Source organism: Lysobacter sp. Soil_C_15 (assembly GCF_057657315.1).
The window spans coordinates 44037-55290 of record NZ_JBDGIR010000010.1; the positions used below are offsets into that span (position 1 = coordinate 44037).

Genomic DNA, 11254 nt, shown 5'->3' on the forward strand with positions numbered 1-11254 from the left:
TCCCCCCGCCCATACCGACTGCGGCCGTCCGGCCGCGGCCCGGGATCGCTGTTGCCTTTCGTCCGCCATCCGCGCCGCAGATCCTGCCAGGAGAGTTCCGATGTTGCCCGCTAGCCGCCGCCCGCGCCGTCAACGCGCCGACCGCCCGTCCCGCTATTCCGCCACCCCGCTGTCGCTGGCCTTGGCCGCCGCGTTGCTGGGCCATGCTTCGTTCGCCGCCGCACAGGACGGCGCCGCCGCCGCCACCGACGGCAAGGACAAGACCACCGAACTGTCGCGGATCGAAGTGACCGGTTCCAACATCCGCCGCCTGGACGTGGAGACCGCCTCGCCGGTGCAGGTGATCAGCAAGCAGGACATCGAGAACATGGGCGCGCGCACCCTGCTGCAGGTGCTCGACAACCTGCCGGCGGCGCGCCCGGCGCAGGTGGATTCCAAGTCGCTGTTCACCGGCTCCGACGGTGCCTCGCAGGCCAACCTGCGCGGCCTCGGCGCGCAGGGCACGCTGGTGCTGCTGAACGGCCGCCGCCTGTCGTATTACGGCGCGCCGGCCGGCTTCCAGACCCAGTTCGTCAACATCGATGCGATCCCGGCCGCGGCGATCGAGCGGATGGAAGTGCTGACCGACGGCGCATCGGCGGTGTACGGCACCGACGCGGTCGCCGGCGTGATCAACGTTATCACCAAGCGCGAGTACCGCGGCGCGGAGATCAACGTCACCACCGACTTCGCGCCGCGCTTCGATTCCTACGGCGAGCACCAGCTCAGCCTGACCGGCGGCTTCGGCGACCTGGACGAGGACCGCTACAACGTCTACGGGTCGGTCAATCTGTACCGGCGCGATCCGATTCCGCTGTCGGAGTGGTACGACAAGAAGCCAGAACAGTTCTACGTCAACAACCCGAACTACCTCAACAACCTGCGCCTGGGCACCGGCAGCGCGCCGGGCGTGTTCAACCCGGGCAGCTACTTCGCGATCAACCCGGTCACCGGCCGGCGCACGCAGGAGGCGGCGCCCGGCTGCCAGAACGTCGTCGTCGAAGCGGCCGGCCCGCGCTGCATCTGGCAGACCTGGCTGAACAACGAGATCGACGGCGGCGCCGAATCCGAACGCGCCACCGCCTACGTCAGCGCACGTTTCCTGCTGGGCGAGACCACCGAAGCCTTCGCCGAAGCCACCTATACCGACATCGACCTGCGCGCCAACGGCGGCACACCGCGTGCGTTCGGTACCACCACCGGCAATCCGACCAGCTGGTTCTCGCGCAACACCGGCAACAGCGTCAACCAGTTCTTCTATCCCTATCTCGGCCCCAACAACGTCTACAACAAGGCCAGCCCCGCGCTGCGCGCGATCAATGGCGGCGTGGTTGGTTTGCAGTACCTGCTGCAGGACGTGGGCGGCGACCACTTCGGCCAGCGCAACACCGACAAGAGCTACCGCGGCATGTTCGGCCTGCGCGGCGCGCTGGGCGACTGGAACTGGGAAACCGCCTTCACCACCGCCGGCTCGCATTCGGTCACCTACCAGACCGCCAACGTCAATCTGGAAGGCTTCGAGCGCGCCTTCGGCCCCTTCACCATCGACCCGGGCACGGGCCGGGTGATCATCTCCGATAATCCGGCCTACAAGTTCGGCGAGATCAGCGAAGCCAACGCCAAGCTGCTGCGCGAGGCCTACCCGACCTTCGACATCGAGTCCTGGACCCGCCTGCACACCCTGGACGGCAAGATCGAAGGCCCGCTGTTCTCGCTCCCCGCAGGCGAAGTGCGCGCGGCGTTCGGCTTCAACCTCAGCCGCGAAACCTTCTACACCCCGGGCAACGAGGACGCGGCCAACGGCCTGATCACCCAGCAGGGCGGCTCCTGGTTCGACGGCAAGCGCACCACCTACGCGCTGTTCGCCGAGTCGGTGGCGCCGATCACCGACAAGCTGGAGCTGGAAGTCGCCGCGCGCCTGGACAAGTATCCGAACTTCAATGCCAACCTGGCGCCGAAGATCGGCCTCAAGTACCAGGTGCTGCCGGAACTGCTGCTGCGTAGCACCTATTCCGAAGGTTTCCGCGCGCCCAGCCTGGCCGAGTCCGGCGAAGGCGGCGTGTTCGCGCAGATCGGCGGCTACCGCGACGAGGTCCGCTGCAACGAGACCAACGCCATCGCCAACCTGCTGCTGCGGTCGGCGCGTCCCGGCGATGTCGACCTGGGCCGCACGCTGCGCAATTCCGACTGCAGCCGCAACGTGGCGCGCCTGACCCAGCCGAACCAGGACCTGCAGCCGGAGAAGGCCAAGATCGCCACCCTGGGCTTCGTGTACGAGCCCGCCAGCTGGCTGTCGGTCTCGGCTGATTACTGGTTCATCTATCGCCGCAACGAGATCGTCGCGCCGGACTACAGCAAGCCCGAGGACATCCAGGCGCTGACCCGCTTCCCGGTCACCGATGCCGACCGTTCCAACCTGGCCGCGCTGGCGGCGATGTGCGCCGATCCGGCCAGCGGCGTGACCTGTCCGAGCGTGCTGCCGGGCTACAGCACCGGCAACATCGCCAGCGTGATCGGCCAGTACCGCAACCGCGGCCGCACCCTGGTCGACGGCTTCGATATCGACGCGCGCAGCCGTTTCGACCTGGGCGAGTGGGGGCGCTTGAACATCGGCGTGGCCGCGACCATCGCCCGTCGCAACATGTATCACGGCGGCGACGATACCGGCTGGTTGTACGGCAACACCGTCGGCTACTACAACAACCCGCGTTTGCGCGCGACCTTCAACGTCGACTGGAACTACGGCGACTGGAACACCAGTTTCTACGTCAACTACGTCGGCAAGACCAAGTGGGCCTACGACCGCATCGACGGGCAGGACAACAACGAAGCGACCTGCACCGGCAGCTACGTGTCGCTGCAGTCGAGCAAGTGCGACGGCGCGCCGGCCTGGTGGACGGCCAACCTGGGCGTGACCTGGCGGCCGACCGAGAAGCTGACCGTGGGCGCGACGGTGAAGAACCTGTTCGACCGCCATCCGTTCTACGATCCGAACGACTGGATGAGCTTTCCCGGTTACACCAACAACTTCGGCCGCATCTACAGTCTGAGCGTCGGCTACAAGTTCTGAGCGTCGCGAACGCGCCGGCCGTCGCCGGCGCGTTCGAACAAAGCGCCCTTCGGCGGGACTTGCCGAAGGGGCGCCGGTTCGACTTATCGGTTAGGTTCGGTTCGAGCCACCCGATCGCGGTTGGGGCAATCGGCGCTGCGCGCGATCGCGGTGCCGGTACGCGTCGCTCGTTCCTGTCCCTCCGGGTCTCGTCCCTGCCCGCCGCGGGCCTCGGCGCCGCTTGCAGACAGTGCCCGCCGTCGGCTGGCAGACAGCAGTCGGCCCTGCTCGGCGACCTGGCTTAGGCCGTGTCGGTCACCCATTGCGGGCCAGCCAGATGTTCGGCCGGCGGACTTCGAGTCCGTCTCTGGCCCCCTTGGTGCACAGGCAGAAGGCCGGAGCGCGTCGTCGCCGTGCTTGCTGCGTGCGGCGTTACATCGGGGCGCGATTTTGGCCGCCTCGTTTACCGCTGTAGCGCGCCTTGCCTGCAATGGGGACGACCGGGCCGGTGGCGCCGCCGGACGCCCGAGTGGCAAGGCAAGGCGGACCCTTGCCGACCGAGGCGTTGTGCGAGCGGCATCAAGTCCGACGCGTGCCCGCTGCCCGGGTTCGAGCCGCGATCTGTGTGCGCCTGTGCATGGCCGATGCAGGTCGCGGTTCCGTCCGCGGCCCCGGGGTAGCGTGCGCGGCGCTGCCGTTGCGTGCCGGATCGCGCCACTGCGACCGTCGACGACGGCGCCTGACGCTACGGCCGCGTTCCCGTCTGTGTCCTCCGCGAGGTTTTCCATGCGCTTAGCCTTACGCCCCCTCCCGTCGTTTCCTCTCGCCGCCGTACTGGCCGCCGCGCTGGCCCTGCTCGGCAGCGACCCACTCCAGGCCGCCGAGGCCGCCAACGTGGTGGTCGATTTCAACGCCCATCGCCAGCCGACTTCGGCCTATTCGCTGGGCTCGACCGTGTCGACCTATGCCGACAACGGCAGCAACCTGATCAAGGGGCCGAACCAGGCGCTGTGGCGGCGCTACCTCGGCGAACTGGGGCCGCTGGTCTGGCGCATTCCGCTGTACCACCACGACGGCCAGGTCGGTTCCGCCGCCGGCGGCGTGCACGGCGGCAACGAGGGCGAGGCCTATATCCGCGCGATCAAGGGCATCGGCGGCCTGCCGATGATCGCCGTCGGCGGCAGCGCCAACGACAACGACATCCGCGCCAGCGACGCCGCGGCCCTGGTTCGCTACTTCAACGACAACGGCGGCAGCCACGGCGGCCCGGTCGACGACTACATCATCGGCAACGAGCCCGACAACGGCTTCGGCATGGATCCCTACATCCACGGCGGCAACGGCAGCGACGGCTTCCACGCCATCGCGACGGCGATGCGCGCGGCCAGCGCGCGGCCGCTGTCGCTGGCCGGCCCTTCGCTGGTGACCTGGGCCGACTACAAGTTCGGCGACTTCCGCAAGTTCTTCGCCGCCAGCCACGCCGATGTCGACGTGGTCGACTTCCACAAGTACGGCGACGGCCAGCGCTTCGACAATCTGCACCGAACCGGTCAGTACGCCGACGCCATCGCCTGGCTGCGCCAGGAGATCGACACGACCTTCGGCGAGCGTGCCGGCGCGATCGCGATCCAGGTCGGCGAGTTCAACTACAACTCGTGGTACGACGGCAGCTGGCGCGACGCGTTCTACACCTCGCGCAATCTGGTCCACACCGCCTCGGTGATCGGTCACGTGCTCAACGCCGGCGGCAGCGCCTATCAGTACGCCGACAACAACGGCCCGCTGGGCCTGATCACCGACGGCACCGGCCGCAACGACCAGCCGGACGGGCAGCACGTGCGTCTGCCGGCGTATTGGGGAATGAGCGTGTGGACCGGCGGCACCTGGTCGAGGCGCTTCGGCTCGACCATGGTTGCGGCCACCAGCGCGATCCCGGAACTGGAGGTGTTCGCCACCGACGACGCCAAGAAGATCGTGCTGATCAACAAGTCGGCCTCGCTGGACCGGCGCGTGGTGATGGACCTGCGCGGCAAGGCCAGCGGGGTCTACTCGGCCTGGCGCCACGGCCGCGGCATGAATCCGGCCGACTTCGCCCTTGGCGCGCAGTTCCGCGCCCCGGCCCGGATCGCCAACGCGGTCGCCTTCGCCCAGGGGCGGGTGGTGGTGCAGGTGCCTTGGATGAGCGTGGTGGTGGTGACGGTGGATTGAGGTCGGCTCCCGGGCAGTCGCGCAGGGGGGGCTGCCTGGGCGGAACGCTGGGCCAGGTACCAACGGGGCCCGGCCCAGCGGGCAGATGGGCATGAAACGCCTGTCTGCGCACATATCGGGCGCGATGACGGTCGCTTTTGGCAGGGCCGGCTAGGCTTCGCCTATCCTGTAGGTAGCAACAACGGCAAGAATTGGAGCGGGAGCGGGCTGCCGCTTACCCATTACAATGCCCCGATCTCAAGCGGCCCTGCAGAGCCGAGTCGTTGGCCGTGGCGAATGCTCTGGACGCTTGGTTCATTGCGCTTGTTTCCCGGTCGGAAGCGGTCCGGTTAAGCGAACCTAAACACATGAGGAGTGTCCTGAGTGGCTACTTGGCTAGTGACCGGCGGTGCCGGCTTTATCGGCGGTAACTTCGTTCTCGATGCGGTCGGCAAGGGCATCAAGGTGGTCAACCTCGACGCTCTGACCTATGCGGGCAACCTCGACACCTTGGCCGGCCTGGAGGGCGATCCGGCCCACGTCTTCGTCCAGGGCGACATCGGCGATGCGGCCCTGGTCAAGCGCCTGCTGGCCGAGCATCGCCCCGACGCGGTGGTCAATTTCGCCGCCGAAAGCCATGTCGACCGCTCGATCGACGGCCCGGCCGCGTTCGTCCAGACCAATGTGGTCGGCACCCTGAGCCTGCTGGAACAGGTGCGCGATTACTGGAAGCAGCTGAGCGCGCCGGCGCGCGACGGCTTCCGCTTCCTGCACGTGTCCACCGACGAGGTCTACGGCAGCCTCGGCGAAACCGGCCAGTTCACCGAAACCACCCCGTACGCGCCGAATTCGCCGTACTCGGCTTCCAAGGCCGCGTCCGACCACCTGGTCCGCGCCTTCCATCACACCTACGGCCTGCCGGTCCTGACCACCAACTGCTCGAACAATTACGGGCCGTTCCAGTTTCCGGAGAAGCTCATCCCGCTGGTCATCGCCAAGGCCCTGGCCGGCGAGCCGCTGCCGGTGTACGGCGACGGACTCAACGTGCGCGACTGGCTGTTCGTCGGCGACCACTGCTCGGCGATCGCGCGGGTGCTGGAAGCCGGCCGCATCGGCGAGACCTACAACGTCGGCGGCGACGCCGAACGCGCCAACATCGTCGTGGTCAAGACCATCTGCGCGCTGCTCGACCAGCGCCGGCCGCTGGCCGACGGCCGCGCGCGCGAGTCGCTGATCGCCTACGTCGCCGACCGCCCGGGCCACGACCGCCGCTACGCGATCGACGCCTCCAAGCTCAAGAACGAGCTGGGCTGGGCGCCGACGCTGAGCTTCGAGCAGGGCATCGCCCGCACCGTCGACTGGTACCTGGACAACCAGCCCTGGGTGCGGCGCGTGCTCGACGGCAGCTATCGTCTGGAACGCATCGGTCAGGCCTGAGGGCGCGCGCATGAACCGCAAGGGCATCATCCTCGCCGGCGGCTCCGGCACCCGGCTGTACCCGATCACCCAGGGCATCAGCAAGCAACTGTTGCCGGTGTACGACAAGCCGATGATCTATTACCCGCTCAGCGTGCTGATGCTGGCCGGTATTCGCGAGGTGCTGATCATCAACACTCCGCACGAGCAGGCCTTGTTCAAGAACCTGCTCGGCGACGGTTCGCAATGGGGCATGACGATCGAGTACGCGGTGCAGCCGAGCCCGGACGGCCTGGCCCAGGCCTATCTGATCGGCCAGGACTTCGTCGCCGGCCAGCCCAGCTGCCTGGTGCTGGGCGACAACATCTTCCACGGCCCGGGCCTGACCGCGATGCTCAAGCGCGCCGGCCAGCGCGATCGCGGGGCGACCGTGTTCGGCTACTGGGTCCGCGACCCCGAGCGCTACGGCGTGGCCGAATTCGATCGCGAGGGGCAGGTGATCGGCCTGGAAGAAAAGCCGGCCAAGCCGCGTTCCAACTACGCGGTCACCGGCCTGTACTTCTACGACGGCCGCGCCAGCGAATTCGCCTCCGGCCTCAAGCCGTCGGCGCGCGGCGAACTGGAGATCACCGACCTCAACCGGATCTACCTGGAAGAGGGCTCGCTGCATCTGGAGCGGTTCGGCCGCGGCTACGCCTGGCTCGACACCGGCACCCACCAGTCGTTGCTGGAAGCGTCCAACTACATCGAAACCATCGAGGCCCGCCAAGGGCTGCGCGTTTGCTGCCCCGAGGAAATCGCCTGGAGCAACGGCTGGATCGATGCCGAGCAACTGGCAGAACTGGCCCGTCCGCTGGCCAAGAACGGCTACGGCCAGTACCTGCTCGGCCTGTCCGAGCGCGGTTTCGTGCCCTAAGGAACACCGCTTGAAAATCATCGAAACCGATCTGCCCGGCTGCCTGGTCGTCGAACCGCAAGTGTTCGGCGACGCGCGCGGCTTTTTCTTCGAATCGTTCAACCAGGACAAGCTCGCCGCGCACGGCCTCAACCCGCGTTTCGTGCAGGGCAACGTGTCCTCGTCCGCGCGCGGCGTGCTGCGCGGCCTGCATTACCAGTGGCCCAATCCGCAGGGCAAGTACGTCTCGGTGGTGGAAGGCGAGGTCTGGGACGTCGCGGTCGACATCCGCCGCGGCTCGCCGCATTACGGGCGCTGGACCGCAGCCGTGCTGAGCGCCGAGAACAAGCGCCATCTCTGGATTCCGGAAGGCTTCGCCCACGGTTTCGCTGTGCTCAGCGAACGCGCGGTGTTCAGCTATCTGTGCACCCGCGTTTACGACGCCGCGGCCGACGCCGGCGTGCGCTGGGACGACCCGGAGCTGGCGATCGACTGGCCGCTCAGCGAGCCCAGCCTATCGGCCAAGGACGCGGCGGCGCCGTTGCTGAAGGACGTCGCCGAGGACCGCCTGCCGGTGTACGCGCCGTGAGGTTGCTGCTGCTCGGCGGCGACGGCCAGGTCGGCCACGAGCTGCGCCGCAGCCTCGCCCCGTTGGGCGAGCTGGTGACGACCACGCTCAGCGGCCGCTTGGCCGAGGACGGTTCGGTCTGCGAGGCCCTGGACCTGTCCCAGCCCGACGCGATCGAGCCTTTGCTGCGCCGGGTGCGGCCCGACCACGTGGTCAACGCCACCGCCTACACCGCGGTCGACCGCGCCGAAAGCGAACCCGAACTCGCCTTCGCGATCAACGCGCAAGCGCCGGAGCGTTTGGCGCGGCTGTGCGCGGCGGACGGGATCGGCCTGATTCATTACTCGACCGATTACGTATTCGACGGCAGCGGCACCCGGCCCTATCTCGAAACCGACCTGACCGGCCCGATCAGCGTCTACGGCAAAAGCAAGCTCGCCGGCGAGGAGGCGATCCGCGCCAGCGGCGCCGACCACCTGATCCTGCGCACCGCCTGGGTCTACGCCACGCGCGGACACAATTTCCTGCTCACCATGCTGCGCCTGGGCGGCGAGCGCGAGGAATTGCGCGTGGTCGCCGACCAGCACGGTTCGCCGACCCCGGCCTGGCTGCTGGCCGATGCCGCGGCGCAGGTGCTGCGCCAGGGGTTGAAGCAATCCGGCGTGCGCCACCTGGTCGCCGGCGGCCAGACCAGCTGGCACGGTTTCGCCGAAGCGATCTTCGAGGAAGCGTTGGCGCGCGGCCTGATCGCACGCCGTCCGCGGGTCGAGCCGATCGCCACCGCCGACTACCCGACGCCGGCCCGTCGCCCGGCCTACTCGGTGCTCGACAGCGGCCGCCTGCGGGACGAGTACGGCCTGGACGTGCCGCACTGGCGCGCCGCCCTGGCCGCGACCCTGGACCGTCCGGCCGACTGAGCGCGGCCCCCGCGGCGCCGCTGCGGCGGCGTCCTGTGTGCGTTTGTACGGCCGCGGCCGCCCCCCTATGATCGGGCCGTCGCGCAGCGACAGCGGCCGCTCCGGCGGCCGCCACGGACGATGTGCACGGGGGAAGGGCCATGAAGTTTTGGGGATACGCGTTGCTGCTCGCCGCAGGGCTGGCAGCGCCGGCGACGGCCGCTGCGGCCGCTGCCGATGGAGTCGACGTCGAGTCGTTCATCAAGGACGACGCCTTCGTCGACATCAAGCTTTCGCCGACCGGCGAGTTCTACGCCGCCACGGTGCCGACCGAGAACGAAACCATGCTGGTGATCTTCTCCCGCGAGGGCATGAAGATGACCGGCGCGTTCCGGCTCGGCAAGAACAACCATGTGCACGACTTCTGGTGGGTCAGCCCGACCCGGGTGCTGATGGGCATGGCGCAGAAGCTCGGTTCGCGCGACGAGCCGCAGCCGACCGGCGAGATCTACGCCATGAACGCCAACGGCACCGGCATCGACGTGCTGGTCGGCTATCGCGTGCGCGGCGCCGGCGCCGGCACCCGCATCCAGCCGAAGAAGGTCGAGCAGGTCGCCGCCTTCCTGGTCGACGACCTGCCCGGCGACGACAAGAGCGTGGTGATTTCGGTGCAGCAGTTCGCCGCCGACGCCTACACCCGCGCCGAGCGCCTGGACGTGTACACCGGGCGCCGCAACCAGATCGCGATCGCGCCGGTGCGCAACGCCGATTTCGTCACCGACAACCAGGGCGTGGTGCGGTTCGCGCTGGGTTACGGCACCGACCAGGTGCGCAAGCTGTTCTACCGCGCCGGCGAAGGCAAGGACTGGCAACTGCTGAGCTCGGACGCGCAAGGCAAGGGCATCGACCGTCCGATCGGCTTCTCCGCCGACGACAGCATCGCCTATTTCCGCAGCGAGCAGCCGCAGGGCCCGGACGCGATCGTCGCTTTCGACATCGCCAGCCAGAGCCGCAAGGAGGTCCTGCGCGATCCGGTCGCCGACCCGAATCGGGTGATCTACCGCCGCAACAGCAACATCCCGGTCGGCGTGTTCTTCGCCGACGGCGTGCCGCGCACCGAGTTCTTCGACAAGACCTCGCCGGAGGCCAGGCAGTACCGCAGCCTGGAGGCCGCTTTCGAGGGCGAGAGCCTGCGCATCACCTCCGAGACCGTCGACGGCGGGCTGGCGTTGCTGCGCAGTTGGAGCGACCGCAATCCCGGCGACATCTTCCTGTACGACAACGCCAAGAAGCATGCCGCGCACGTGATCAGCCGCGGCTCCTGGGTCGATCCGGCGAAGATGGCGCCGATGCGCCCGGTCCGGTTGAAGGCGCGCGACGGTCTGGCGCTGTCCGGCCTGTTGACCACGCCCTACGGCAGCAGCGGCAAGTCGCTGCCGATGGTGGTGATGCCGCACGGCGGCCCGTTCGGCATCCAGGACGTCTGGCAGTTCGACCACGATGCGCAATTGCTGGCCCAGGCCGGTTATGCCGTGCTGCAGTTGAACTACCGCGGCTCGGCCGGTTACGGCCGCGCGTTCCAGCTCGCCGGTCAGCGCCAGTGGGGCGGCACGATGCAGGACGACCTGACCGACGCCACCCGCTGGGCGATCGAGCAGGGCGTGGCCGACCCGGCCCGGATCTGCCTGTACGGCGCCAGCTACGGCGGTTATGCCTCGCTGATGGGCGTGGCCAAGGAGCCGGCGCTGTACAAGTGCGCGGCCGGTTATGTCGGCGTCTACGACCTGCCGATCATGCACAGCACCGGCGACATCCAGAAGGCCGGTTCCGGCGAAACCTATATCCGCGAGTGGATCGGTTCCAAGGAGGAGACCGCCAAGGTCTCGCCGGCGCAACTGGCGCAGCGGATCAAGGTGCCGGTGTTCCTGGCCGCGGGCGGCGAGGACCAGCGCGCGCCGATCGTCCACAGCGAAAAGATGGAGAAGGCGCTGCGCGCCGCCGGGGTGCCGGTGGAAACCCTGTACTACAAGACCGAAGGGCACGGCTTCTACGTCAAGGAACACCAGCGCGAGTTCTACACCCGCCTGCTGTCGTTCCTGTCGCGCTCGCTCGGCGGCCGGGTGGCGGCGGCGGGCGCGGCCGCGCCGGCGGCGGCGAAGTAACAGCGAGGAGTGAGCGTAGAGGAGTGAGGAGCGAGCATGGCG

The 11254-nt window shown here is 68.3% G+C and carries 7 protein-coding genes; all 7 read left to right on the plus strand.

The features are described from left to right. The first annotated feature begins 100 nt into the window (after positions 1 to 100). The 7 genes from AC3A57_RS19680 to AC3A57_RS19710 all read left to right on the plus strand — a co-directional run bounded on the left by AC3A57_RS19680 (position 101) and on the right by AC3A57_RS19710 (position 11212). Positions 101 to 3109 (plus strand): TonB-dependent receptor domain-containing protein, encoded by a 3009-nt coding sequence (locus tag AC3A57_RS19680; protein ID WP_487580461.1) that lies wholly within the window; start codon positions 101 to 103, stop codon positions 3107 to 3109. A 765-nt stretch (positions 3110 to 3874) separates the two neighbouring features. Further along, the gene (locus AC3A57_RS19685) at positions 3875 to 5296 is read left to right on the plus strand and encodes a hypothetical protein (RefSeq protein WP_487580462.1); all 1422 of its coding nucleotides are present in this window, start codon (positions 3875 to 3877) and stop codon (positions 5294 to 5296) included. 363 nt (positions 5297 to 5659) lie between these two features. After that, positions 5660 to 6712 (plus strand): dTDP-glucose 4,6-dehydratase, encoded by a 1053-nt coding sequence (gene rfbB / locus AC3A57_RS19690; RefSeq protein WP_487580463.1) that lies wholly within the window; start codon positions 5660 to 5662, stop codon positions 6710 to 6712. Between the two features lie 10 nt (positions 6713 to 6722). Beyond that, positions 6723 to 7607: a glucose-1-phosphate thymidylyltransferase RfbA gene (rfbA, locus tag AC3A57_RS19695; protein ID WP_487580464.1), complete on the plus strand. Its 885-nt coding sequence runs from the start codon at positions 6723 to 6725 to the stop codon at positions 7605 to 7607. Positions 7608 to 7617: 10 nt separating this feature from the next. After that, complete coding sequence (gene rfbC, locus AC3A57_RS19700) at positions 7618 to 8175, plus strand: dTDP-4-dehydrorhamnose 3,5-epimerase (RefSeq protein ID WP_487580465.1); 558 nt, start codon at positions 7618 to 7620, stop codon at positions 8173 to 8175. Beyond that, a complete protein-coding gene (rfbD, locus tag AC3A57_RS19705) occupies positions 8172 to 9071 on the plus strand; it encodes a dTDP-4-dehydrorhamnose reductase (protein ID WP_487580466.1) in 900 nt (299 codons plus the stop codon). Before rfbC ends, rfbD begins: the two co-directional genes overlap by 4 nt. A 140-nt stretch (positions 9072 to 9211) precedes the next feature. Further along, on the plus strand, positions 9212 to 11212 hold the full coding sequence (locus AC3A57_RS19710) for an alpha/beta hydrolase family protein (RefSeq protein WP_487580467.1): 2001 nt from the start codon (positions 9212 to 9214) through the stop codon (positions 11210 to 11212). Positions 11213 to 11254 lie beyond the last annotated feature (42 nt).